General features: G+C 60.2%; 22 protein-coding genes. 12 read left to right on the plus strand and 10 right to left on the minus strand.

The genetic code is table 11. The features are described 5' to 3' along the window. Positions 1 to 59: 59 nt before the first annotated feature. Positions 60 to 806: a beta-ketoacyl-ACP reductase gene (fabG, locus tag EWR20_RS05730; RefSeq protein ID WP_129359679.1), complete on the minus strand. Its 747-nt coding sequence runs from the start codon at positions 804 to 806 to the stop codon at positions 60 to 62. A 203-nt stretch (positions 807 to 1,009) separates the two neighbouring features. Between fabG and EWR20_RS05735 the strand changes: the two genes are divergently transcribed. The 3 genes from EWR20_RS05735 to EWR20_RS05745 are packed head-to-tail and all read left to right on the plus strand — an operon-like array spanning position 1,010 to position 2,757. After that, positions 1,010 to 1,468 (plus strand): DUF3099 domain-containing protein, encoded by a 459-nt coding sequence (locus EWR20_RS05735; protein ID WP_129359680.1) that lies wholly within the window; start codon positions 1,010 to 1,012, stop codon positions 1,466 to 1,468. Positions 1,469 to 1,509: 41 nt separating this feature from the next. Further along, on the plus strand, positions 1,510 to 1,746 hold the full coding sequence (locus tag EWR20_RS05740; RefSeq protein WP_129359681.1) for a hypothetical protein: 237 nt from the start codon (positions 1,510 to 1,512) through the stop codon (positions 1,744 to 1,746). A gap of 39 nt (positions 1,747 to 1,785) precedes the next feature. After that, positions 1,786 to 2,757: an SURF1 family cytochrome oxidase biogenesis protein gene (locus EWR20_RS05745; protein WP_238147606.1), complete on the plus strand. Its 972-nt coding sequence runs from the start codon at positions 1,786 to 1,788 to the stop codon at positions 2,755 to 2,757. Positions 2,758 to 2,807: 50 nt separating this feature from the next. Here the strand turns inward: EWR20_RS05745 and abc-f are convergent, their stop codons facing one another. Next, positions 2,808 to 4,406, minus strand: coding sequence for a ribosomal protection-like ABC-F family protein (gene abc-f / locus EWR20_RS05750; RefSeq protein ID WP_129359682.1), 1,599 nt, complete (start codon positions 4,404 to 4,406; stop codon positions 2,808 to 2,810). Positions 4,407 to 4,796: 390 nt separating this feature from the next. Here abc-f and EWR20_RS05755 point away from each other — a divergent pair, with 390 nt between their 5' ends. Beyond that, positions 4,797 to 6,788, plus strand: coding sequence for a PhoX family protein (locus tag EWR20_RS05755; protein WP_238147607.1), 1,992 nt, complete (start codon positions 4,797 to 4,799; stop codon positions 6,786 to 6,788). Between the two features lie 190 nt (positions 6,789 to 6,978). Here EWR20_RS05755 and EWR20_RS05760 read toward each other — a convergent pair whose 3' ends face one another. The 5 genes from EWR20_RS05760 to EWR20_RS05780 all read right to left on the minus strand — a co-directional run bounded on the left by EWR20_RS05760 (position 6,979) and on the right by EWR20_RS05780 (position 11,699). After that, positions 6,979 to 7,320: a metal-sulfur cluster assembly factor gene (locus EWR20_RS05760; protein WP_129359684.1), complete on the minus strand. Its 342-nt coding sequence runs from the start codon at positions 7,318 to 7,320 to the stop codon at positions 6,979 to 6,981. After that, entirely contained in the window at positions 7,317 to 8,081 is a 765-nt protein-coding gene (sufC, locus tag EWR20_RS05765; RefSeq protein WP_129359685.1) for a Fe-S cluster assembly ATPase SufC, read from the minus strand. Before sufC ends, EWR20_RS05760 begins: the two co-directional genes overlap by 4 nt. A 45-nt stretch (positions 8,082 to 8,126) precedes the next feature. Further along, on the minus strand, positions 8,127 to 9,353 hold the full coding sequence (sufD, locus tag EWR20_RS05770; RefSeq protein WP_129360132.1) for a Fe-S cluster assembly protein SufD: 1,227 nt from the start codon (positions 9,351 to 9,353) through the stop codon (positions 8,127 to 8,129). A gap of 93 nt (positions 9,354 to 9,446) precedes the next feature. Continuing rightward, complete coding sequence (gene sufB, locus EWR20_RS05775) at positions 9,447 to 10,904, minus strand: Fe-S cluster assembly protein SufB (protein WP_129359686.1); 1,458 nt, start codon at positions 10,902 to 10,904, stop codon at positions 9,447 to 9,449. Positions 10,905 to 10,916: 12 nt separating this feature from the next. Then, positions 10,917 to 11,699: a helix-turn-helix transcriptional regulator gene (locus EWR20_RS05780; protein WP_129359687.1), complete on the minus strand. Its 783-nt coding sequence runs from the start codon at positions 11,697 to 11,699 to the stop codon at positions 10,917 to 10,919. A gap of 247 nt (positions 11,700 to 11,946) precedes the next feature. Between EWR20_RS05780 and EWR20_RS05785 the strand changes: the two genes are divergently transcribed. The 3 genes from EWR20_RS05785 to EWR20_RS05795 all read left to right on the plus strand — a co-directional run bounded on the left by EWR20_RS05785 (position 11,947) and on the right by EWR20_RS05795 (position 14,765). After that, complete coding sequence (locus EWR20_RS05785; RefSeq protein WP_238147648.1) at positions 11,947 to 12,840, plus strand: ABC transporter ATP-binding protein; 894 nt, start codon at positions 11,947 to 11,949, stop codon at positions 12,838 to 12,840. Further along, complete coding sequence (locus EWR20_RS05790) at positions 12,837 to 13,655, plus strand: ABC transporter permease (RefSeq protein WP_238147609.1); 819 nt, start codon at positions 12,837 to 12,839, stop codon at positions 13,653 to 13,655. The genes EWR20_RS05785 and EWR20_RS05790 overlap by 4 nt, the downstream gene beginning before the upstream one ends. A gap of 96 nt (positions 13,656 to 13,751) precedes the next feature. Further along, positions 13,752 to 14,765 (plus strand): COX15/CtaA family protein, encoded by a 1,014-nt coding sequence (locus EWR20_RS05795; protein ID WP_129359688.1) that lies wholly within the window; start codon positions 13,752 to 13,754, stop codon positions 14,763 to 14,765. Between the two features lie 213 nt (positions 14,766 to 14,978). Here the strand turns inward: EWR20_RS05795 and EWR20_RS05800 are convergent, their stop codons facing one another. Continuing rightward, positions 14,979 to 15,875, minus strand: coding sequence for a heme o synthase (locus tag EWR20_RS05800; protein WP_129360135.1), 897 nt, complete (start codon positions 15,873 to 15,875; stop codon positions 14,979 to 14,981). Positions 15,876 to 16,327: 452 nt separating this feature from the next. Between EWR20_RS05800 and tkt the strand changes: the two genes are divergently transcribed. The 5 genes from tkt to pgl all read left to right on the plus strand — a co-directional run bounded on the left by tkt (position 16,328) and on the right by pgl (position 23,004). Beyond that, a complete protein-coding gene (tkt, locus tag EWR20_RS05805) occupies positions 16,328 to 18,445 on the plus strand; it encodes a transketolase (protein ID WP_129359689.1) in 2,118 nt (705 codons plus the stop codon). Between the two features lie 80 nt (positions 18,446 to 18,525). Continuing rightward, positions 18,526 to 19,626 carry a transaldolase gene (tal, locus tag EWR20_RS05810; RefSeq protein WP_129359690.1) on the plus strand — a complete coding sequence of 367 codons (1,101 nt, stop codon included), beginning with the start codon at positions 18,526 to 18,528 and terminating at the stop codon, positions 19,624 to 19,626. Positions 19,627 to 19,746: 120 nt separating this feature from the next. Continuing rightward, positions 19,747 to 21,258 carry a glucose-6-phosphate dehydrogenase gene (gene zwf, locus EWR20_RS05815; protein WP_129360136.1) on the plus strand — a complete coding sequence of 504 codons (1,512 nt, stop codon included), beginning with the start codon at positions 19,747 to 19,749 and terminating at the stop codon, positions 21,256 to 21,258. Beyond that, positions 21,258 to 22,244: a glucose-6-phosphate dehydrogenase assembly protein OpcA gene (locus EWR20_RS05820; RefSeq protein ID WP_129359691.1), complete on the plus strand. Its 987-nt coding sequence runs from the start codon at positions 21,258 to 21,260 to the stop codon at positions 22,242 to 22,244. Before zwf ends, EWR20_RS05820 begins: the two co-directional genes overlap by 1 nt. Further along, positions 22,237 to 23,004 (plus strand): 6-phosphogluconolactonase, encoded by a 768-nt coding sequence (pgl, locus tag EWR20_RS05825; protein ID WP_129359692.1) that lies wholly within the window; start codon positions 22,237 to 22,239, stop codon positions 23,002 to 23,004. Before EWR20_RS05820 ends, pgl begins: the two co-directional genes overlap by 8 nt. Positions 23,005 to 23,092: 88 nt before the next feature. Here the strand turns inward: pgl and secG are convergent, their stop codons facing one another. Together secG and tpiA are read right to left on the minus strand one after the other, a co-directional pair. Beyond that, on the minus strand, positions 23,093 to 23,341 hold the full coding sequence (gene secG, locus EWR20_RS05830; RefSeq protein WP_129359693.1) for a preprotein translocase subunit SecG: 249 nt from the start codon (positions 23,339 to 23,341) through the stop codon (positions 23,093 to 23,095). Between the two features lie 175 nt (positions 23,342 to 23,516). Next, on the minus strand, positions 23,517 to 24,332 hold the full coding sequence (gene tpiA, locus EWR20_RS05835; protein ID WP_129359694.1) for a triose-phosphate isomerase: 816 nt from the start codon (positions 24,330 to 24,332) through the stop codon (positions 23,517 to 23,519). Between the last annotated feature and the right edge of the window lie 93 nt (positions 24,333 to 24,425).

Raw genomic sequence — 24,425 nt, forward strand, 5'->3', positions numbered from 1 at the left:
GTAGGCCGTTGCCAGTTCTCGTTCGTCTCGGCCACGCAGGCAGGCCGGTGTGCCTGTTGTCAGTGACCCATACCGATGCCGCCATCGACCGGGATCACTGCGCCCGTGATGTAGGCGGCTTCGTCGCTCGTGATCCAACGGACCACACGCGCAACCTCTTCGGGCTGTCCGAAACGGTGAGCAGGGATCGCGTCCAGGTACTTCGCTTGGGTCTCTTCCGGAAGCACCGCGGTCATGTCGGTGTCGATGAACCCAGGCGCCACGACGTTGGCCGTGATGTTCCGTGAGCCAAGCTCGCGGCTGAGCGAACGGGCAATACCGACCAGCCCGGCCTTGGACGCCGAGTAGTTGATCTGGCCGGGAGATCCGTAAAGACCGACCACCGAGGAGATCAGCACGACGCGGCCGAATTTCTTGCGAAGAAAGCCCTTGGCAGCGCGCTGAACGACGCGGTACGCGCCCGTAAGATTCGTGTCGATAACCTCCGTGAAATCTTCCTCCTTCATGCGAAGCAGGAGAGTGTCGCGGGTGACGCCTGCGTTGGCGACCAAGACCTCGACGGGACCGTATTGGGCCTCGATTTCCTTGAATGCCCGGTCCACGGACGCGGAATCTGTCACATCGGCCTGCACCGCGAAGAAGCCATCCGGAGCATCGCCCGACCGATAGGTGATACAGACGTTATGTCCTTGGTCACGATAGGCCTCGGCGATGCTTCGACCGATGCCCCGGTTTCCGCCCGTCACCAAGACGGTACGAGGTTGAAAGCCTTCCTCGGAGCCGCCGGTAGTGTTCTCTGCTGTCATGGTGTCCTTCCGGAATTTGACCAGCTGAATAGCTAATGTCCGCCTAAAGTATTCAATCAGCCATCCTAGCGGAGGGGCCCTACCGGACGTCGCATGCGAAGCGCGATCGCCTGCCGGATCGCGTCAACAAAGTCTTGACCGGGGTGGAAGAATGGGTAGTCGAAAGGTCTTCGCACTACAGAATTCGAGAGGAGGGACGCACCATGGCTCGACGCGGTCAACCTCATGTCCCTCAAGAAGAAGCGGAGGACCTCCACACCATCACGGAGGCCCAAGCCCCGCACAGCGAGGGCATCGATCATCGGATGAAACGGTACGCGCTTCAGATGGGCCTGCGTATTGTCTGCCTCATCATCGCCGTGATCTTCGACGGGTGGATACGCTGGGTCGCTGTGGTCGGCGTCGCCGTACTCCCCTGGATTGCCGTGGTTTTGGCCAATGGCAACGACAGGGCGGAAGTCAAGGACGTCTCCTACGTACCGGGCGCGACTCCTAGGGAGCTAATCCCGGGCAGGGACTATGCCAAGGAACGCGAGTCCCCCTCCGGGGACGAGCCGGCCGAACCACCGCGTGAACGTCCCGCAAGCGAGGATTCCCCGATCTACGAGGACGAAGTCATCGAAGGAGAATACCGCCCCGGTCACGATTCACGGGGAAGATGACTCGTCTGCATTTTTGAGCACTCGACGACAAGGAGCCATGAGTGAACCTCGACGATCTCTTGGGTACCGCGCAAGAGCCCGAACGAGCACTGTGCTCACGCAAGGGTTGCTCGCACCCGGCCGCTTTCCGGGTCGAATGGAACAACCCCAAAATTCACACACCTGATAGGCGTAAAGTATGGCTGGCGTGCCCGGAGCACCGTGACTGGCTTGCGGATTTCCTGAAGGCTCGTGGCTTCTTGAAGGACGTCGTGCCATTCGAGGATGCCCAAGACTGACCAGGCCCCTCATATGGGCCACCGTGAGAGAGATCCTACGTGTACAAATTCCTACTGTCCGGCAAATGGATCGGTGCGTTTGCCCTGTGCATTCTGTTCTCCCTGATCTGTGTTTACCTTGCGGGCTGGCAAATGGATCGCAAGGAAGCCCTCGACTACCGCAACAGCCGGATCAGTCAGAACTACAACGCTGAGCCCGAGTCCTTTGACGAGGCGGGAAAATATTTCTCTGACTACAGTTCTGACAAACAGTGGACCCCGATTTCCATGAAGGGCACCTACCACCCCGAAGACCAGAAACTCGTCCGCAACCGGCCCCACGACGGTAGCGTAGGTTTCGAGGTGCTCGTACCATTCACCACGACCGACGGCCATACGGTACTCATCGACCGTGGCTGGGTCGGGGCCGGAGATTCGAACGCATCACCGGCTTCCGCTGTCCCGCCTCCGCCCGCGGGCGAGGTGGATGTGACGGCCCGGTTGCAGGAAGGCGAGGCAGACACGGGTAAGGACGCTCCCGAAGGCCAAATCGCCTCGATCAACCTCAAGAAATTCGGAGAACAGTTGTCCTACCCGATGGCGGAATCAGGATACGGGATCATGTCCTCGGAAGATCCAGCACCCGCTACTTCGCCGAGTCGGCTCAGCGAGCCGGAGCAGGATGCCGGCCCCAACCTTTCGTATTCGATGCAGTGGTACGCCTTCGCGATCCTGGTTTACGTGGCATATGCCTGGTGCGCACGCCAAAAGGTCAGGAACGATCGCCTCGATGCCCAGTTGGCCGCCGAACTCGACGTCTACTATGGGACGTTCTACGACGAAGAAGGCCGATACATCGGTGACGTCGACGAGTCCATCATCCTGCGCCAAATGGAGATGATGGACGACATGCCGTCGCACATGAAGGCCATTGTGCGGCCCAAGCCTCAGAAGAAGCGCAAACGCGTGACCGACGAGGAGTTGGAAGATGCCTACCTGGACGCTGCTGAGGAGCAGCGTTTCCGGAAATAGAAAGAGCCCGGAACGGTTGTTCCGCGCTCTCCTCTCTGAGCTGGTTCACATCATGCGAGCGTAATCAGGTCCTGATAGTCCTTGTTCCAATGATCTTCGATGCCGTCCGGAAGCATCAGAACCCGTTCCGGGTCCAGAGCCTCGACCGCGCCTTCATCGTGCGAGACCATGACGATCGCGCCCTCGTAATTCTTGAGCGCATTGAGGATTTCCTCGCGGCTGGCTGGGTCGAGGTTGTTCGTCGGCTCGTCGAGCAAGAGAACATTCGCGCTCGAGGCGACCAGGGTAGCCAACGCCAGCCTCGTTTTTTCGCCGCCGGACAGTACGCTGGCCGGCTTGTTGACGTCGTCGCCTTGGAAAAGGAACGAACCCAGAATGGTTCTGACCTGGGTGTCCTGAAGATCCGGAGCGGCGGATCGCATGTTCTCCAGGACGGATCGATCGCCGTCGAGGGTGTCGTGCTCCTGCGCAAAATATCCCAGTTTCAGCCCGTGCCCCGGCTCGACCTGGCCCGAGTCCGAATCGGTGACCCCGGCCAGCATACGCAGCAGGGTTGTCTTGCCCGCGCCGTTGAGGCCCAGCACCACCACGCGCGAACCGCGATCGATCGCCAGATCCACGTCGGTGAAGATCTCCAGCGAGCCGTATGACTTCGAAAGCCCGCTCGCTCGCAGAGGGGTTTTGCCGCACGGTGCCGGTGCTGGGAATCGAATGGCCGCAACCTTGTCATGGGCCTGCTCGGGCTCGACTTCACGCATGAGGCGCTCGGCTCGCTTGATCATCTGCTGTGCCGCTACGGCTTTGGTCGCCTTGGCACGCATCTTGTTGGCCTGGTCCATCAAGGAGTTGGCTTTTTTCTCGGCGTTGGCCCGCTCACGCTTACGGCGGTGTTCATCCTGCTCACGCTGCTGCAGGTAGTGCTTCCAGTCCATGTTGTAGACATCGACGACGCATCGCATGGCGTCCAGGTAGAGAACCTTGTTGACCACGAGCTCCATGAGCTCGACGTCGTGGCTGATGACCAGTAGACCGCCTTGATAGCTGCGGAGGAATTCGCGGAGCCACTCGACCGAATCCGCGTCCAAGTGGTTGGTCGGCTCGTCCAGCAGCATCGTGTCAGCATCCGAGAACAGAATCCTGGCAAGCTCGACGCGGCGTCGTTGGCCACCGGAGAGCGTACGGAGAGGCTGAGCCAAAAGCCGGTCCGGCAAGTTGAGGTTGTGCGTGATGGTGGCAGCTTCCGACTCGGCAGCATAACCTCCACCAGAGATGAACTCAGCTTCCAAGCGGTCATAGGACCTCATACCCTTGGCCTGCACGGCGGGGTCTTCCGAAGCCATCTGCTCTTGCGCCTGACGCATCCGTCCGACGACGCCGGCGAGACCGCGAGCCGAGAAGATTCGGTCCTGGGCGGTCTGCTCCATGTCCTCGACCTTGGGGTCCTGAGGGAGGTATCCGATGCTCCCGCTCCGTGACACTTCCCCGCTCGCGGGCAGGTCCTGGCCCGCCAAAACCTTGGTCATGGTTGTCTTGCCTGCACCATTGCGCCCGACCAGACCAATTTTGTCGCCTTTGTTCACACGGAAATTCACCTCGTCCATGAGAAGACGGGCGCCGGCGCGCAGTTCAAGGTTGGAAACGGTAATCAATGGAGTGCAAGAGCCTTTCAAACTATTCGGCGGAGCGTGAGACCGGGTCGTTGGTTCCCGACGTGCCTGGTGCTCAATCACGCATCCTTTCCATCCTACGGGACAGCGGTGTCTGTGCAGCCACTTGGTCACCGTGAGACTGGGAACTCTCTTCCGCCCCGGACAAGTTAACCTCGCGTTGCCACCCCCTTTACGGCGCGGCAGGTTCGGAGTCATCCAAGACGCCTAGGTTCAAACTATGGCATGTGCCACGTCCGCCTAACCGATCCATCGCACACAGGAGAAAATTTGGCTCCTCAAGGCCGTAAACTACTGGCCCTTCTCGACTTCACCTCTGGTCGCTCGCACCGTACTTGCGTTTACAAGTGTGGTAATGCTTGCGCCAAACCAGTGTCCAATACCTCTAACAACGATTATTTCCGCGACGTCGTACGCCAGAAATTCGACCGTCGGTCCATGCTGAAAGGCTTCGGCGCTGCCGCGATGACGGTCGGTGGCGCCGGTCTTCTGGCTGCTTGCGGTCAAGAGCCGGCATCAGGAGCGGCCGGTGGTGGTTCCACCGAGAACTCGGCCGGGATGGGAGCGAAGACCCCGGAAGGCTTGCGTTTTGAGATGGTTGCACCCAACACAGAGGACGCCATCACGGTCCCGGAAGGATATGTGAGCGACGTCGTGATCAGATGGGGCGACCCGGTAGTCCCCGGGGCGCCCACATGGGATCTGAACCATCAATCCCCGGCGTCCGCAGCTCAACAATTCGGATTCAACTGCGATTTCGCCGAGCTTATTCCGATTGAAGGTCAGGACCATCGCTTTTTGCTGGTGAGCAATCACGAGTACACCACTCCCCAGCAGATGTTCCCCGGTTATGACGCCGAGGCCCCCACCGAAGAGCAGGTTCGAACGGAATGGGAGTCACATGGTCTGAGCATTGTCGAGGTGGCGGGCAACGACCGAGACGGCAAGCTCGAGCCGGTCATGGGTAAGTACAACCGGCGCATCACCGGGACGACCGAGTTCCGGTTAGTCGGCCCTGCGGCGGGATCGGACTTGCTCAAGACCTCGATGGACCCGACCGGTACGAGGGTCCGAGGCACTCTCAACAACTGCTCGGGCAGCGTCACCCCGTGGCGAACCGTCCTCTCGGGAGAGGAGAACGTCGACCAGTACTTTGCTGGCGGCGGCGACGTCGACGACGAGAGCGCCAAAGAACGTTACAAGCGTTACGGCATGGAAGATCCCGAAACGGCTCGCCGATGGGAGGATTTCGACGATCGATTCGACATCCGAAAAGAGCCGAATGAGCCATACCGTTTCAACTACATCATCGAAGTCGACCCTTGGGACCCCACGTCGACACCGATCAAACACACCGCCCTGGGCCGCTTCAAACACGAGGCAGCCACAATTCACGTGACCGATGACGGAACGATCGTGGCCTATTCGGGCGATGACTCCCGCTTCGAATACATTTACAAATTCGTTTCCTCCCGCCTTATCGTCCCCGGGAATTCGGATCATGCCCGGCAGGAAAACATGCGTGCCCTGGACGAGGGGACTCTGTACGCTGCGCAGTTCAGCGGAAACTCCGAGGACTTCGTAGAAGGTGAGCTTCCGGAAGACAGTGCTTACGACGGGGACGGCCAATGGCTCAAATTGGCGACTTGCACCGCCGACGGAAAAGTCGAATCGCATGTGGACGGAATGGAGGGCGAAGAAGTACTGGTCTTCACTCGCTTGGCTGCCGACCATGCGGGTGCCACTAAGATGGATCGGCCGGAGGACATTCAGCCCAGCTCCAAAACAGGCAAGGTCTACGCCGCCTTGACCAACAACTCCTACCGTGGTGCCAATCGCCCCGGCAAGGACGACGCTCCCACTGCCGAGTACGCTCCCGTCAAGGAAAACAAGAACGGCATGGTCCTGGAGGTGGACGATGACCACACGGGTGAGCAATTCTCTTGGAACCTGTTGCTGGTGTGCGGCGACCCGAATGATGCCGAAACCTATTTCGGAGGGTTCGACAAATCCAGCGTCTCGCCCATCTCCTGTCCTGACAATCTCGCCTTCGATCCGCACGGTAACTTGTGGATCTCGACAGATGGGAACGCGCTCAAATCCAATGATGGTTTGTTCGCGGTGTCCCTCGAAGGAGAAAACCGGGGGCTGACCAAACAATTCCTCACGGTCCCCGAAGGCGCCGAAACCTGCGGGCCGGTCATCCAGGACAAGCGTGTTCTGATCAACGTGCAGCATCCGGGTGAAGACGATGAAGCCACCGTCGAGTCGACGACGTCGCACTGGCCCGACGGCGGGACGTCCGTCGCGCGCCCGTCAACGGCGGTCGTGTGGAAGAAGGACTACGGCCGTATCGGAGTCTGAAGCCGGCGGGCCGCCCTGCAAGGGGTTGCACGAGGTGGGACACCTCCGCAAGCACGAGCCTGTGGAATGAACAGAAATTCCTCCTCGCCAGAGACGGTGTCGACGCGCGGTCCTCACGACGCGCATCAGGGCCGGTGCCTGCCTGAAATCAAGCTGGCACCGGCCCTGATCTTCGCCGGAGAGGAATTCTCTAGATATTGAATCCGAGGGCGCGCATCTGGTCGCGACCTTCTTCCGTGATGCGTTCGGGTCCCCACGGCGGCATCCAAACCCAGTTCACATGCCATTCGTCGACCAAGGGCTCCAAGTTCTGGGCCACTTGCTCCTCGATGACGTCCTGAAGCGGGCAGGCCGCAGTGGTCAGGGTCATGTCCATGATCAGACCACCCTGGTCATCCCAACGCGTTCCGTACAGCAGCCCGAGGTCCACGATATTGACGCCAAGCTCGGGATCGATAACGTTCGCGAGAGCGTCTTCGATTTCCTGCTCAGTGGGTTGCCCTTCCGGGGCTTCGGTTGCGGTTTCACTCATGCTTTTGCTCCCTGAAGGTAGCCGATGTAGCCCTCTTCCTCCAGTCGTTCGGCCAACTCTGGGCCGCCCTGGTCGGCGACGTGACCGTCAACGAACACATGGACGAAGTCGGGCTTGATGTAGCGCAAAATGCGGGTGTAGTGGGTAATGAGCACGACACCGAGATCGTTGGCCTCGTGGGCGCGGTTGACGCCCTCGGAGACGACCTGCAGCGCGTCGATGTCCAAGCCGGAGTCGGTCTCATCGAGGATCCCGAACTTGGGCTGGAGCAGCTCGAGCTGAAGGATCTCATGGCGCTTCTTCTCGCCGCCGGAGAAACCTTCGTTGACGTTACGCGACACGAAGTCCGGATCGATCTTGAGCTGGTTCATTGCGCCCTTGACGTCCTTGGTCCACGTGCGCAGCGCCGGAGCCTCGCCGGAGACTGCGGTCTTCGCGGAACGCAAGAAGTTGGACATCGTCACGCCGGGGATCTCAACCGGGTACTGCATGGCCAGGAACAGGCCAGCGCGCGCTCGCTCATCCACGGACATCTGGGTGACGTCCTCGCCATCGAGCAAGATCTCGCCAGAGTCGACCTTGTACTTGGGGTGCCCGGCAATCGTCGACGCCAAGGTCGACTTGCCCGAGCCGTTGGGCCCCATGATCGCGTGGATCTCGCCCGACTTGATCGTCAGGTTGACGCCTTTGAGAATCGGCTTGGTGTTTTCGTCATCGAGGATGACGGATACGTGCAGATCCTTGATCTCAAGAGTGGACATTGTTCTCCTCTGAAGGTTGTGAAGTTCTTCCGTCGCCAAACGGCATTAGTTGTTGCTGATCGCCAGCTCGTCCTCGAGGGCATCCATCAGGGAGTCCTCTAGCTCGGATACGCGGATCTGCTGAATGATTTCGTAGAGGAAGCCACGCACGACCAGACGGCGGGCCTGCTTCTCCGGAATGCCGCGAGCCATGAGGTACCAGAGGTGCTCGTCGTCGAGCTGACCAGTCGTCGAGGCGTGGCCTGCACCCTCGATGATGCCGGTTTCGATTTCGAGGTTGGGCACCGAGTCTGCCCGCGCACCGTCGGTCAGCACGAGGTTTTGATTTTTCTCGTAGCTGTCCGTTCCTTCTGCGGCCTTCTGGATGAGCACGTCTCCGACCCACACGGTATGGGCTTTCTCGCCCTGCAACGCGCCCTTGTACAGGACGTTGGAGGTATTGCGTGGAGCGTTGTGATCCACGAACGAGCGATGCTCGAGGTGCTGACCCGAATCGGCGAAGTACAAGCCGAAAAGCTGCGCATTCGCCCCTTCGTCGGCAAAGCGCACATTCGAGTTGAGTCGAACGACGTCACCGCCCAACGTCACGTTGATGTGCTTGTAGTGAGCATCCTTGCCGACCTCGGCATCGTGCTGTCCGACATGCAGAGTGTCGTTATTCCAGCGCTGCAACGAGATGACGGTCAGCGTGGCACCCTGGCCGACGATGACCTCGACGTTCCCGTTGTGCACGGCCGAACCGGTGTGCTCGATCACAACTGTGCTGTGCGAGTTCGCCCCGGCCTCGACAACCAGGTGGTTGTTCGAGCGCGCCGATGCGGACTGTCCCACGATCCGAACCGTTACTGGTTCTCGTCGCTCCTCGTTGTCCGGCACGCGAACGTGCAAGGCTTCAGGAGCGTTGGCGGAACCGACGACCGCCGCGCGGTCCGAAGGCCGCAGAACGGTGTCTCGCGGAGACTCTCCTTGAGCCAGTTTCCCGGCGAGCCATGATTCCGGCCCGTCGAACGAAACTTTCGCTGCCGGAGCTCCGTCGACCTCTTCGCTGGCCGCATCCTCGAACAGGCGCGCAATCTTCTTGATCGGGGTGAAACGCCATTCCTCCTCGCGCCCATTGGGCAACGAGAAATCCGCGACGTCGAAGCTCCATGGGCGCTCCGCCCGGGAATGCATGACCTGGGATCCCGTATCTCCCGCGTTCGCGGACTTCCGGGCCCGGATGGTGTCATCCGTTGCGAGGTCCGGGGAAAGCTTTTCGCCTTCCTGATCCATTCCCGGAATGGCCGGACGTGCTTCGCCGACATGAACGCCGTCGACATTCTCGGGAGCCTCGGTCTGCTCCTGTTTGATCTGATCAGTCATGTTTTAGCCTACGGATCCTTCCATCTGGAGTTCGATAAGACGGTTCAACTCGAGCGCGTACTCCATCGGCAGTTCGCGGGCAATCGGCTCGACGAAGCCACGAACGATCATGGCCATCGCCTCGTCTTCGGGCAGACCGCGCTGCTGCAAGTAGAACAGCTGCTCCTCGGACACACGAGAAACCGTCGCCTCGTGTCCCAACGTCACCTCGTCCTCGCGGATATCGATGTAGGGATACGTATCCGATCGCGAGATCGTGTCGACGAGCAGAGCGTCACAGACCACATTGTTCTTCGAGTGCTTGGCGCCCTCTCTGACTTGGACGAGCCCTCGGTACGCGGCACGTCCGCCGCCGCGAGCCACCGACTTGGAGACGATGGAGCTGGAGGTGTTCGGGGCGATGTGAACCATCTTCGAACCGGTGTCCTGGTGCTGGCCCTCGCCCGCGAAGGCAATCGAGAGCGTCTCGCCCTTGGCGTGCTCTCCGACCATGTAAACGGCCGGGTACTTCTGTGTGACCTTGGAACCGATGTTGCCATCGATCCATTCCATGGTCGCGCCCTCGTGTGCAATGGCGCGCTTGGTCACCAGGTTGTAGACGTTATTCGACCAGTTCTGAATGGTCGTGTAGCGAACGCGAGCGTTCTTCTTGCACACGATCTCAACAACCGCAGAGTGCAACGAATCCGACTTGTAAATCGGAGCCGTGCAACCCTCGATGTAGTGAACGTATGAGTCCTCATCGGCAATGATCAGGGTGCGCTCGAACTGACCCATGTTTTCCGTATTGATACGGAAATAGGCCTGCAACGGGATCTCGACGTGGACTCCCGGCGGAACGTAAACGAAGGAACCGCCCGACCATACGGCCGTGTTAAGGGCGGCGAACTTGTTGTCGCCCACGGGAATGACCGTACCGAAGTACTCCTCGAAGAACTCGGGGTGTTCCTTGAGTGCGGTGTCCGTGTCCATGAAGATCACGCCTTGGCGCTCAAGGTCTTCACGGATCTGGTGGTATACGACCTCGGACTCATACTGAGCCGCGACGCCGGCAACCAAGCGATTCCGCTCGGCCTCCGGGATGCCCAGCTTCTCGTACGTGTTGCGGATGTCTTCCGGCAAGTCCTCCCAGGACTCAGCCTGACGCTCCGTCGAACGGACGAAGTATTTGATGTTGTCGAAGTCGATGCCGGTGAGGTCTGCACCCCACGTCGGCATGGGCTTGCGATCAAAGAACTTCAGGGCCTTGAGCCTGAGGTTCAGCATCCATTCCGGTTCGCTCTTCTTGTTCGAGATGTCGCGAACGACGTCCTCGTTCAGACCGCGTTTGGCAGATTGGCCGGCGTCGTCGGAGTCGTACCAACCGTATTGGTACGTTCCGATGCCTTCGAGCTCCGGGTTCCTCTCCAGAACGTCGGAAATGACATTTCCGTCGGCATTGCGCTCAACTTGTTCAGTCATTGAGACCTTTCCTTACTGAGTGTCGCTTCCCCGAGAGGCAGCGATGGCTTGATGTGTCCCGCGAGCCAACGGGATGTGTGTGGTGCAGACGTGGGCTCCCCCGGCCATGGTGGAAAGTCTTCGGACATCGACCCCCAGAAGGGAGGCGATGACGCGAGTCTCTTCATCACAGAACTCGGGAAATTCTTGGGCAAGATCGCGCACGGGGCAATGACCCTGGCATAACTGGATGCTGGACAGCAGATGCTCAGGCAGTTCGACCGTCTTGGCCGCTTTCCCCATGGCCATCACTGAGGTGCTGGCCACGAATCCATCACGGGTCATGGCATCGCCGAGAGCCTTGGCACGATCGGAGATATCCGGACCGGCGGCATCGACGATGGGACGGTAACGCCGTTCCATCTCCTTAAACCGCTGGTGCGCGAAGTTTTCCAGGGCTTCATGCCCCAAAGCTCCGCGGATCGTTTTCAACGAATCGATCGCTATATCAAGGTAGTCGTTGCCGAGCCGGGCATGGCCCTGCGGGGCAATGACATAACGGCGGGCAGGCCTCCCGGCGCCGCCCCCTTGCTTACGAACCATGGTGATTTCGATGAGTTGGTCTTTTTCAAGTGCTTCGAGATGACGCCGGATCGCGGCAGGTGTGAGACCGAGGTTCCGACCAAGGTCTGCCGCGGACACTGGACCGTGTGCCAGCACTCCTTGGAGGACCCGATCCCGGGTCCTTTCCTCAGTCTCGGCACCTCCCTGCGGAGAGGCGCCCTGGGCTTGGGCTTTTTCCTTCACGAAATACACAACTAAATTATGTCCTAATTTATTCCGGTCCTTCTAGTAAGGGAGACCTTGCCCGAAGCGAGTAGCGGCTTGGATCACAATGCACCGGGGTGGCCGAGCCACATCGTAGACTGTGAAAGTGCCACATTTAGAAGACCACCGACGGCGATCCCCCTCCTCGGTGACCGATTCCGCCCTTCTGATCGACGATCTGCGCAAGGAATTCCCTGCACCTCGTAGGAGCCGCGTCCAGCCGTCCTCGAACCCTGTGAGTCCGACCACGTTCCGGGCCGTCGATGGGATCAGTCTACGTGCGGCCCATGGCAAAGTCACGGCACTTCTGGGGGCCAACGGCGCGGGCAAGTCGACCACTCTCGCCTGCGCACAGGGGCTCCAGAAACCCACCGCAGGGTCGGTTCGTCTTCTGGGTGAAGACCCTTGGGCGGCAGGTCCGGCGCTCAGGGCGCGGGTCGGCATTATGCTTCAGGACGGTGGGCTTCCCCAGGCCATCCGGCCCATTCCGCTTCTTCGGCACGTCGCGTCGATGTACAGGTATCCTGCGGATCTGGATTCCTTGGTATCCCGGTTGGGAATCGACTCGTTCAACCGAACCAATATTCGCCGTCTCTCCGGCGGGCAGAAACAACGTGTCGCATTGGCCGCGGCCCTGGTGGGCAACCCCGAGGTCCTCTTCCTTGACGAGCCCTCCGCCGGCTTGGATCCTCAATCCCGGCGCGTCGTCTTCGATCTCGTCCGGGAAGTCAAAGAGGCTGGGACCTGCATCGTACTGACCACCCACCTCATGGACGATGCCCAGCGACTCGCTGACTACGTATACATCGTCGATGAAGGCCGCAACGTCATCGAGGGGCAAGTCGACGAATTGCTCTACAGCAGTCAGGACCGTCAGACGCTGCGGTTCTCGATCTCGCGTCCCGGACTTGAACTGTGCGACCTATTCCCCGAGTCCCTCTCGGGAGGTCTCACGGTCAAGGAAGAGCATGCGGGTTCGTATGAAATCTCCGGCGCAATTCGTCCCCAGCACCTGGCACACCTCGCAGATACGTGGGCAACGGACGGGGAGCTGCCCACGAGCCTCGAGCTCAAGCCCCGCAGCCTGGAAGACCTGTTCCTAGATATTTCCGGGAGGACCCTCCGATGAGCCAAGATGCCACCATGGCGGACTCGCAGAGCACCGCATGGAATGCCCCAGAATCCTCACCACGCCAGCCTGCATCGTCCTGGAGCAGGATCCTCGCGCAGGGTCGGTACGAGACCATCTCGATGCTCAAGAACGGCGAACAGCTCATGCTCCTGATCCTGTTCCCCCTCATGGCCCTCTTCGGACTGGCGTTCACCGGATTCCTGGATACCTGGGCCGAGCATTTCGGCGGCTCCCGGGTGGACGTCGCAATGCCCGGCGTGCTCGCGTTGTGTGCGATGTCGACGGCGCTCTCAGGTCAGGGAATCGCTACGGGATTCGACCGACGCTATGGTGTGCTCCGATTCCTCTCGACGACGCCGCTCGGTCGCGGCGGACTCATCGCGGGAAAAGGAGTTGCCGTTCTTTCGGTCGTGGTCATTCAGTACGTCGTTATGGGCGTCGTCGGTTTCGCCCTCGGTTGGAACCCCAGCGTTCTGGGCTTCCTCTTGTCTCTTCCTACCCTGATTGTAGGCGCCGCCGCTTTCACGGCCATCGGCCTTCTAGTAGCCGGCGTGGTCCGAGCCGAGGCGACACTCGCCGTGGTCAACACAGTCTGGGTGGTTTTGGCCACCGTGGGTGGTTCTTTGATCCCCGCGCATCAATTCCCCGGCGCCGCTTCATGGCTCATCGAGTTGCTTCCTTCTGGTGCATTGGGCGCCGCGCTTCGCTCTGACATGCTCAACCATCAATTTGCTTGGTGGCCGCATTTGGTTCTGGTGATGTGGATTCTCGTCGCTGGCCTCGCCGCCAAGCGGTGGTTCAAGTGGTCATGACCACGGTCGGCGCGTTCGCATCCGGAGGGGCGGAAAGCGAATAATGAGAAGGGCATTGCATATCCGAAACCATCGCCAGCTATTTGAGGTTCAACCATGACCACGAGATCCCTCCCGACCCGAGGTTCTTTCATTGACCGTTTCATTCCCCTGAATGTCAACGCCTGGGTACGACTTCTGGGAATCGCATCGATTTTGGTGAACTTCTTGCTCGTGCTGACGGGTGGCCTGGTGCGCCTGACCGGCTCTGGCTTGGGATGCCCTACGTGGCCTCGTTGCACGTCGGAGACCTGGACGAACGTCCCCGCCATGGGGATTCATGGATTCATCGAATTCGGCAACAGGACGCTCACCGGCGCGGTCGGCATCGTGGCCCTATTGACGTTCATTTCAGTGTGGCGACTGCGTGGGCGCTACACGGACCTGTTCTACATTGCCCTAGCCCTTGGCCTCGGAGTCATCGTCCAGGCGGTTGTCGGCGGAGTCTCCGTTTGGCTGCGACTCAATCCTTGGATGGTTGGTGTGCACTTCATGCTCTCCGGTGTCATGGTCGCCATGGCCGCGATCTTCTACGCCCGCGTCCGTCGGTATTCAATGCGTCGCGTGATCGAGACCGAACGTTTGAGTGACCGTCCGGGCCCGGACAATCTCCAGAGGTTCCTTGGCGTTGTGATCGCTGTCGTCACCACCATCGCCGTCTACATGGGAACCTTGGTCACCGGTACCGGCCCCCACTCCGGTGACACCGACAGTGCCCGCCATGCATTCAATCCGGAGGTGGTCACCCGATTCCACACCATTCCGGTCTGGATACTATTGCTGCTCATCGTCGCTATCCTGGTCCTTGCGAAGCGCAAGAATTGGGCCCCTGCCGTATCCAAGAGCGCTTGGACCATCGTCATCGTCATGCTTTTCCAGGGCGCGATCGGCTACACACAGTACTTCACGGGCTCGCCAGGGGTATTGGTGTGGTTCCATCTGATCGGTGCCGGACTGCTGATCTGGTCCGTTACCTGCTTGTTCGAGCGCATGGTTGTGCTAGGGACTCCAACGCTCAGGGACCTCGCGGAAAGCCGCGTGGAGATCGCTGAGGCCAACGGCATCGTCTAGGAGCCGAGCACCATTCCACCACCGCAGGGCCCGCATGCGCCTCTGGGAGACCTGAGGCGCATGCGGGCCCTGGTCCGCCGCTCCGTGGGCGCCGAACGGGCCCTGGTGATCTCCACATATGGAGCGCGGTCCACAATGAAGAAGCCGCACCGCTTAATACGCAGCGATGCGGCTTCTCGATCCAACTGAGGCGTTGTTTCCTCGCGCAATGGATTAGAGGACGGGGCCTCCGACGAATGGGTCAATGGCCAGTGCAACGAAAACCAACGTCAGATACGTGATGGAGGCATGGAATACCACCATTGCCGTGCGTGAGGTAGCCTCTTCGGCAAGCGCTTGCTGGTGCAACTGGTGACACTTCCAGATGAACCAGGCGCCGGAAACCAACGCGGTGAGACCGTATACCCAGCCGGCACCGCCGACCGGGATGAGCATCAAAGAGCAGATGACGGTAGCCCATGCGTACAGGACGACTTGAACCGAAACGGCCTTTGCCGAGGCAATCGCGCCCAGCATAGGAATTCCGGCCCGCTGATAGTCCTCCGCGTACTTCATGGACAAGGGCCAGTAGTGCGGTGGGGTCCACAGGAAGATGATGACGAACAGCACGAGGGACGAGAAACTGAGCTTGTTCTCAACGGCTGCCCACGCAATGAAGACCGGCATGCACCCGGCGATACCGCCCCACACGATGTTCTGAGCGGTGCGACGCTTCAGAATCATCGTGTAGAAGACGACGTAAAGCAGGATCGCCGCGAGGCCGAGCGCGCCCGCCAAAGGATTGACCAGTAGCGTCAAGTAAACAACGGAAACTATCGAGAGTCCCCACGCGAAGATCAACCCTTGGCGGTCGGTGATCTCTCCGGTGACCAGGGGCCGCCGTTCAGTGCGTTTCATGAGGCGATCGGCCTCACGGTCAATGTAACAATTGAAAGCGCCGGCACCTCCGGCCGCCATCGCTCCACCGATCATCGTGTTGAGGATGAGCCACAGGCTGGGCAACCCACCCGCGGCAAAGATCATGGTCGGGGCCGTGGTCACCAGGAGAAGTTCGATGACTTGCGGTTTGGTCAAAAGGAAGAAAGCTTTGAGCTTTCGTCCAAGACCTATTTTGCCGTTGCCGAAGGGACCGTGATCGAGCGGACTGGCGCTGGAACCCCCCGGAAGCGACGCAACGCGGGAATCAGAGCCCGGCGCGGCGGCATCAGTAGGTGTGCGCGCGGCGGGCGATGTGTCGCTAAAACTTTGGCGCTTCACTCATCGACCCTTCATGATTGACTCCGGTGACCGGCGATAAACCGGATCCCGCGGCGCGAGCGGTACAACGAGTGGTCCGCGGGGTTGAAAGCAACTCTCATCATATAACGGACCCATGTTCCCTCCCTAGAGGAAACCGTGATATTTCCGTCTCGTCTGCCGATTGTGAACCTGTCTTCCGCTGTCGGCTCACACCGCTGACCTCAAAGGGGCCAGTCAATTATGGTTGTAGACAGAAGTGGCGGGACCAGGATCACGCTCGACGTGATGGTTATCGCCGATGTCTGCGGAGAAAGGGGCATTTCGTGCCGAATCTGAATGGGAAGCTCGAATGGACGGAAAAGGACCAGCGCGCGGTCGATACCGTCCGTGTATTGGCGGCGGACGCCGTGGAAAAGGTCGGCAACGGGCATCCGGGTACGGCCATGAGCCTCGCCCCCTTGGCCTATCTCCTTCATCAAAAGGTCATGCGTCACGACCCGACCGACGATCGTTGGGCCGGGCGGGACAGGTTCGTGCTCTCCCCCGGGCATTCATCATTGACCCTCTACATTCAGCTTTTCCTGTCCGGTTACGGCCTGGAACTCAAAGACCTTGAGGCTCTCCGCACATGGGGCTCATTGACTCCCGGCCACCCCGAATACAAGCACACCAAGGGCGTTGAAATCACGACGGGTCCCTTGGGTCAGGGTCTGGCTTCTTCCGTCGGCTTCGCCTATGCGCAGCGTCGCATGCGCGGGCTCTTCGATCCCGAGGCTCCGGAAGGCGCGAGCCCCTTCGATCACACCGTCTACACGATTGCCTCCGACGGCGATCTGGAGGAGGGCGTCACCTCAGAGGCATCCTCACTCGCCGGGCACCAGCAGTTGGGCAATCTCATTGTCTTCTATGACCAGAACCAGATCTCGATCGAAGACGACACCGACGTTGCGTTCACCGAGGATGTCGCCCAGCGCTACGAGGCCTACGGTTGGGACGTTCGTTCCGTCGATTGGACCAATGGCGGTAGCGGCTACGCCGAGAACGTCGAGGAGCTCTTCGACCAGATTCGCGAGGCCAAGAAAGTCACTAACAAGCCGACGCTGATCGCATTGAAGACCATCATTGGCTGGCCTGCTCCCAATAAACAAAACACCGGCGGCATCCACGGTTCCGCTTTGGGCGGCGACGAGGTCAAGGCCGTCAAGGAAATCCTCGACTTCGATCCTGAGAAGTCATTCCAGATCGAAGATGACATCCTTGCGCATACGCGTGAAGTCAAGGAACGTGCTCACCGTGAGCGCGAAGAATGGGAGAAGTCCTTCCGCGAATGGCAGGAAGAGAATCCGCAAGCGGCAAAGTTGTACAAGCGCTTGTCCGAGGGCGGGCTGCCCGAGGACTACAAGGAGTCCTTCCCTGTCTTCGAAGCCGGAGCCTCTTTGGCGACCCGCGCAGCGAGCGGCAAGGTCATCAACGCGATCGCTGAAACTTTCCCCGAGCTCTGGGGCGGTTCGGCCGACCTGGCCGGCTCCAACAACACCACGATCGAATCGGCAGACTCCTTCAACCCGTCGAGCCGTTCGACCAAAAAGTTCACCGCTAATCCTTACGGTAGGGTTCTGCACTTCGGGATTCGCGAACACGCTGCCGCGGCCATCGTCAACGGAATCGTTCTTTCCTCCCCGACCCGCGCCTTCAGCGGAACCTTCCTGATCTTCAGCGACTATCAGCGTCCCGCGATCCGCCTGTCGGCTCTCATGGGCGTACCCTCGATCTACGTGTGGACCCACGACTCGATCGGCCTCGGCGAGGACGGGCCGACTCACCAGCCAGTCGAGCAGCTCTCGACCTTGCGTGCCATCCCGAACCTCGACGTCGTTCGGCCCGCAGATGCCAATGAGACGTCAGTCGTTTGGCGCACAATCCTGGAGCAGAAGGAACGTCCTGCCGGGCTGGCTCTGACCCGTCAAGGCTTGCCGACGGTGCCCCGTGTGGACATCCATCCCGATGTCGAGGGCGAGAAGTTCGCCTCGGCAGAGGGTGCCGCACGTGGTGGGTACGTTCTGGCGGACACGGATTCGACTCCCGACGTCATCCTGATCGCGACAGGCTCGGAGGTCGAGCTCGCGCTGGAGGCTCGCGAAGCCCTCGCAACAGAGGGCGTGGCTGCCCGAGTAGTCTCAATGCCCTGCCGCGAATGGTTCGACCGCCAGGATGCCGGATATCGCGAGTCAGTGATCCCCGCCAGCGTGACCGCGCGCGTTTCCGTGGAAGCCGGATCCGCAATGTCGTGGAACGATCTGATCGGCACCACAGGACGGGCCGTCGCTCTCGACCACTTCGGCGCATCGGCCGACTACAAGACCCTGTACAAAGAATTCGGAATCACGTCCGAGGCCGTCGCCGAGGCGGCCAAGGAATCCATTCACGCTTCGAAGGTCTGACCGCGGTACCGGGGCCGCTCACTTTGATGAGCGGCCCCGGTGCTTTTGGCCAACGCCTTCAACGTCACGAGGAGAAAAACATGTCAACATCAACTCAGAAACTATCCGACGCCGGAGTCTCGATCTGGCTAGACGATTTGTCCCGCGAACGGCTCGGCACGGGCAACCTTGACGAGCTCATCGAGAACCGCAACGTCGTCGGTGTGACCACCAACCCCACGATTTTCGCGCAGGCTCTCTCCAAGGGAGATGCCTATGACGCCCAGGTGAGTGAACTCGCCCAGGCCGGTGCCGACGTCGAGGAGGCCGTTTTCACGGTTACTACCGACGATGTCCGCGACGCGTGCGATGTCTTCGCAACCATTTATGATTCGTCGCAGGGTGTGGACGGGCGCGTTTCGATCGAGGTCGATCCGCGTTTGGCACACAGGGCCGATGAGACGGTGGCCATGGCGAAACGTCTTCACGAGTCCGTGGGCCGTGAGAACGTCATGATCAAAATTCCCGCGACGGAAGCCGGTCTCGAACCGATCGCGGCTACCATCGCCGAAGGTATCAGCGTCAACGTGACCCTGATTTTCTCCCTCGAGCGCTACCGTGCCGTGATCAATGCATTCATGATCGGGCTCGAGCGCGCACTCGAGAACGGTCATGATCTCAGCAAGATCCATTCGGTTGCGTCGTTCTTCGTTTCCCGAGTCGACGCTGAGGTGGACGGTCAGTTGGATAAGATCGGTACCGATGAGGCCCTTGAGTTGAAGGGCAAGGCCGGTCTCGCCAACGCTCGTCTCGCCTACCAGGTATACGAGGAAGCATTCTCGACCGAACGCTGGAAGCGCCTTGAGGAAGCAGGAGCGAAGCCGCAGCGGCCGTTGTGGGCCTCGACGGGCACCAAGGACCCAAATTACCCGGACACGATGTACGTGACGGGGTTGGTCGTCCAGAACACGGTCAATACCATGCCCGAGAAGACCCTTGAGGCTACCGCCGATCACGCCGAAATCGCGGGCGACACCGTTTCAGGGACGTACGACCAGGCCGAAGCAGACATCAATGCTTTGGAGAAGATCGGTGTCTCCTACAACGAGGTCGTCGAGAAGCTCGAGACAGAAGGCATCAAAAAGTTCGAGGATTCCTGGGAAGAATTGCTCGAGACCGTCTCCAAGGCTCTCGGCAAGTAAGGGTGATCGCGTGGAGGGCCTGGGAGCAGGCCCTCCACGGCCCCTCCCGATCGGTGATGAGTCACCGATTCACTTTTCGAACAAAGGATTGGTGTGTCCGCTCCACAAGAATCAAACCCCCTGCGCGATCCCCAAGACCGAAGGCTCACGCGGGTAGCCGGCCCGTCTGCTCTGGTTCTCTTCGGGGTCACGGGCGATCTGGCTCGCAAGAAACTTCTGCCTGCGATTTATGATTTGATGAACCGCGGCCTCCTCCCTCCTCGTTTCGCCCTCGTCGGATTTGGCCGTCGCGATTGGTCGGATGACGATTTCCGCGGCCAAGTTCGCGAATCCGTCGAAGCGCATGCGCGAACCCCGTTCCGCGAGGACGTGTGGAACCAGTTGACCGCCGGAATTCGTTTCGTCCAAGGCGCGTTCGACGATGCGGATGCCTTCCGGCGTCTCAAAGAGACTCTGGAAGAATTGGACAAAACACGCGGAACCCGCGGCAACCATGCTTTCTACCTCTCCATTCCGCCAAATGCGTTCGAAGCGGTCTGCGCCCAGCTCGCTGAGAACGGCCTGGCGGAGCACGAACAAGCCGACGGCTGGCGCCGCGTCGTGATCGAGAAGCCCTTCGGCCACGATCTGGAATCCGCTCGCGAGCTCAATGAGATCGTAGAAAGCGTTTTCCCCGCGGACTCGGTCTTCCGCATCGACCACTACCTGGGCAAGGAAACGGTACAGAACATCCTGGCGCTCCGCTTCGCCAATGAGATGTTCGAACCGCTTTGGAACTCCAACTACGTGGACCACGTGCAGATCACGATGGCCGAGGACATCGGTATCGGCTCGCGTGCGGGCTACTACGAGGGCGTCGGGGCGGCACGCGACGTCATCCAGAACCACCTGTTGCAGCTCCTGGCTCTGACCGCGATGGAAGAGCCGATCAGCTTCGACGCGGAATACTTACGCGACGAGAAAGCGAAGGTTCTGGCAGCCGTGACGCTTCCCGAGGACGTGGAGGGCTATTCATCTCTCGGGCAGTACGCGGACGGCTTCCAAGGAGGCGAGGAGGTCAAAGGCTTCAAGGCAGAACAGGATATTCCTGCGGATTCCAGAACTGAAACCTTCGCTGCCATCAAACTGGATATCAATAACCGGCGTTGGGCCGGGGTGCCGTTCTACCTGCGTGCCGGCAAACGTCTCGGACGTCGCGTCACCGAAATTGCGGTCGTTTTCAAGCGCTCCCCCAATCTCTTGTTCCGGGAGAACTCGTACGAAGAATTTGGGCAGAATGCAATCGTGATTCGTATCCAGCCCGATGAGGGAGTGACGATCCGATTCGCTTCCAAGGTGCCGGGTACGCAGATGGAACTGCGCGACGTCAGCATGGACTTCGGCTACGGTCATTCCTTCACGGAATCCAGCCCTGAAGCCTACGAGCGCCTGATTCTGGATGTCCTTCTCGGCGAACCGCCGCTGTTCCCCCGGCACGAAGAAGTTGAGCTCTCGTGGAAGATCCTGGATCCCTTTGAGAAGTACTGGGCAGAGAGCGGGATCAGGCCGGAGGAATACGCTCCAGGCTCGTGGGGTCCGGAATCCGCGCATCGACTACTGGCCCGCGATGGGCGCGCCTGGAGGAGGCCATAATGATCCGTACTCTCAAAGACACCACCAGTTCAGAGGTCGACAAGGCCCTCGCGCTGATGCGCGAGGAGACCGGCATTCGCACGCTCGGACGCGTACTGACTCTCGTCATCATGGCCGACATGGGCCACTCGGAGAAAGCGATCGATGCCGCCATTACGGCCAGCCACGAGCATCCGTGCCGCATCATCGTCCACATCACGCACGACCCGAACGCCAAGAACCGCTTGGACGCGGAAGTCAGCATGGGCGGAGACGCGGGAGCGAGCGAGATCGTCGTGCTACGCGGGTGGGGAGAGTCTGCACACCCGAGCGAATCTTTGATTGCCGCTCTTCTGCTGCCCGACGCTCCTATCGTCGCCTGGTGGCCTCATTCCCTGCCCGAGTGCCCCGCCGAGCATTCGATAGGAAAGATCGCTCACCGACGAATCACCGATTCGGCTCGGGCCGAGGTTCCGTGGGACTCACTGAATAATCTGCGCAAACGGTATGCGCCCGGTGACACGGACTTGGCCTGGACCCGACTCACTTTGTGGCGTATCCAGCTCGCCGCAGTCATGGACGATCCGAAGAAACACACGGTCAACAAGGTCATTGTCGAGGGATCCGAGAAATCGCCGTCTGTCCTTCTCCTGGGCACCTGGCTCGGTTACCGGCTCGATGCACAAGTCGAGATTCGGGAAAGTCCGCAGCCCCGCGGCCTCTATAGGGTCACATTGTGCCGAGAAGATGGCGAAGTCACGATCTATCGCCCGGGCCGCAATATTGCGACGCTATCCATCCCCAAGAGCGCAGATCAGCAGCTAGCTCTGCCGGTTCGTTCTCTGGCGGAGTGTCTTGCAGAGGAACTCAGACGGTTGGATCCGGACGAGGTCTTCGGCGAGGTGCTCAACGAGGCGCTGAGCCGCTCGGAAGTCACCCTGACACAAGGAGCTGCTCCGGTCCCCGCCGGCGACCCGTCACGTTACACGGAGGTCTACGATGCCTGATCCTCGCCCTCACGCCGTTGCGTACCCGACGAAAGATCTGGTGGCCGAGGCAGCAGCCGCAAGATTGCTCCTGTGCCTCGGCGATCAGACGGCCCAAGGCAGCGTCGTCCACATCAGCATCACAGGTGGTTCCCTGGGCACGGGAATCTGGGAAGCCGTGAGTCAGAACATTCTCGTCGGAACTGTCGACTGGTCTTTGGTGCATATCTGGTGGTCGGACGAGAGGTTCCTGCCATCCGGCGATCCCGAGCGCAATGCACAGCAGGTTTTCGACGCTTTCTTCCGCAACGGGCCTGTTCCTGGGTCGAACCTGCACGTCATGGGAGCGGCGGAAGAGTATGCCGATCAGTATGCGGCTGCTCGGGCCTATGCGGATGAGCTGTCACGTTTTGCGGAGGAGGGCCACAGCTCCCCCCGTTTTGCGTTGTCGCTTTTGGGAATGGGGCCTGACGGGCACATTGCATCGCTATTCCCCGGCAAGGAAGAAATCCACCTGGAGCACGAGGGCGTAGTCGGGGTGGAGAACTCCCCCAAGCCTCCCCCGAAACGAATCAGCATGACTCGATCCATGATCAACAATTCCGATCGAATGTGGTTCCTGGTTGCGGGCTCCGACAAGAGGGACGCGTTCGAACGAGTCTGGGCGGCCCGGGATCAGGATCCCGACCGAGACGGCTTGTCCGAAACACCCGCCTCAGGGGCACGCGGTCTCTCCGAAACCCTGTACTTGATCGCTAAGGATTCGCGTCCGGAAGGCTGACGAGGAAGCACCCGCAACAAGGGCCCGGTCACCACCTCTGAGGTGGTGACCGGGCCCTTTGCAGTCTCCGGCTGTGCGGCGAACCGACCTAGATGGCTGTGAAGCGCAAGAAGAGAGCGTATCCGATAATCGCAAGCACCCAAATGATGGCCGTGGTGACCGTCAATCGAACGAGGTTCTTGGAAGCGACCCCGGATGAATTCAATGAGCTCGTCATGCCTCCTCCGAACATGTCGGAGAGGCCGCCGCCCTTGCCCTTGTTGAGCAAGACAAAGAAGACCGTCAAGATGCTGGTCAGCGCGATGATCCCAAGCAGGATCCAACGTACAATATCCACTTCGACCTTTCGGTGCCTACGTTAGGGCGCTTGGTGTCTCCTGTTGAGGAGCCAAACGATTTCTTTTTCCGACCCGACTATACGCCATGGGTCAAGGACGCGCCGAGTTCGAGACGGCCGACGCACATAGGGCCTAGATCGTGCGGGGCCCACGGGGCCGCGCACGTATCCGTTCCTATTCCGAGACGACGTGCTTCTCGAAGCGCGCGATATTCGCGAATTCCTCTGCTTTCAAGGAAGCGCCACCGACCAGAACCCCGTCGACGTCCTTTTCGGAGAGCGTGGCCGCCGCATTGGCAGCCTTGACTGAACCTCCGTACAAGATCCGGACCGCGGCAGCAGTTTCCGCATCGTACAGCTTTTCCAGCTCCGCGCGGATGGCTGCCGACATCTCCTGGGCGTCCTCCGGACCAGCGACCTCGCCGGTGCCAATGGCCCAGACCGGTTCGTACGCTACGACTACGGACTTCGCGTTTTCCGCAGACAATCCCTTGAGGGAGCCCCGGAGCTGTTCCAGCGTGTAGTTCACGTGGTTACCGGCCTGACGCTCGTCCAGCCCCTCGCCCACGCAGAGAATGGGGGTAAGACCGTGGCGGTATGCGGCCTCGACCTTTTTGGAGCACAGCTCGTCGTCCTCGTGGTGAATTGTCCGTCGTTCAGAGTGGCCGACCAGAACGTATTCGCAATCGAGCTTTTTGAGGAACGCGCCGGAGATGTCGCCGGTGTAGGCGCCGGAATCCTGGTCGGAAAGATCCTGGGCACCGTACTCAATCTTGAGTTTGTCGCCATTGACGAGCGACTGCACCGATCGGAGATCCGTGGCCGGGGGGAAGACCGCGACTTCCACCCGGTCGTAGTCGAAGTTGGCGTCGTCGAGAGTCCACGCGAGTTTTTGCACCAGTGCAACACCCTCAGCGTGGTCCATGTTCATTTTCCAGTTTCCGGCGATCAGCGGTGTGCGGTCGAAGGAACCGTTGGTTTGTGTCGTCAAGATCGTGTCCTTTCCGTGGGGCATCGTCCGTGATGCCAGGAAACGGGCTCAGCACCGTGAAGGTGACACAGAGCCCGTGGAGTGAAAAGAGGC

This window comes from Rothia uropygioeca (assembly GCF_004136585.1).
Classification (GTDB): Bacteria; Actinomycetota; Actinomycetes; order Actinomycetales; family Micrococcaceae; genus Rothia.

What these genes read in the sequence shown, in the direction of transcription:
- fabG (WP_129359679.1), bottom strand. Translation starts at nt 806, where the DNA reads ATGACAGCAGAGAACACTACCGGCGGCTCCGAGGAAGGCTTTCAACCT.
- EWR20_RS05735 (WP_129359680.1), top strand. Translation starts at nt 1,010, where the DNA reads ATGGCTCGACGCGGTCAACCTCATGTCCCTCAAGAAGAAGCGGAGGAC.
- EWR20_RS05760 (WP_129359684.1), bottom strand. Translation starts at nt 7,320, where the DNA reads ATGAGTGAAACCGCAACCGAAGCCCCGGAAGGGCAACCCACTGAGCAG.
- sufC (WP_129359685.1), bottom strand. Translation starts at nt 8,081, where the DNA reads ATGTCCACTCTTGAGATCAAGGATCTGCACGTATCCGTCATCCTCGAT.
- sufD (WP_129360132.1), bottom strand. Translation starts at nt 9,353, where the DNA reads ATGGATCAGGAAGGCGAAAAGCTTTCCCCGGACCTCGCAACGGATGAC.
- sufB (WP_129359686.1), bottom strand. Translation starts at nt 10,904, where the DNA reads ATGACTGAACAAGTTGAGCGCAATGCCGACGGAAATGTCATTTCCGAC.
- EWR20_RS05790 (WP_238147609.1), top strand. Translation starts at nt 12,837, where the DNA reads ATGAGCCAAGATGCCACCATGGCGGACTCGCAGAGCACCGCATGGAAT.
- EWR20_RS05795 (WP_129359688.1), top strand. Translation starts at nt 13,752, where the DNA reads ATGACCACGAGATCCCTCCCGACCCGAGGTTCTTTCATTGACCGTTTC.
- tal (WP_129359690.1), top strand. Translation starts at nt 18,526, where the DNA reads ATGTCAACATCAACTCAGAAACTATCCGACGCCGGAGTCTCGATCTGG.
- EWR20_RS05820 (WP_129359691.1), top strand. Translation starts at nt 21,258, where the DNA reads ATGATCCGTACTCTCAAAGACACCACCAGTTCAGAGGTCGACAAGGCC.
- pgl (WP_129359692.1), top strand. Translation starts at nt 22,237, where the DNA reads ATGCCTGATCCTCGCCCTCACGCCGTTGCGTACCCGACGAAAGATCTG.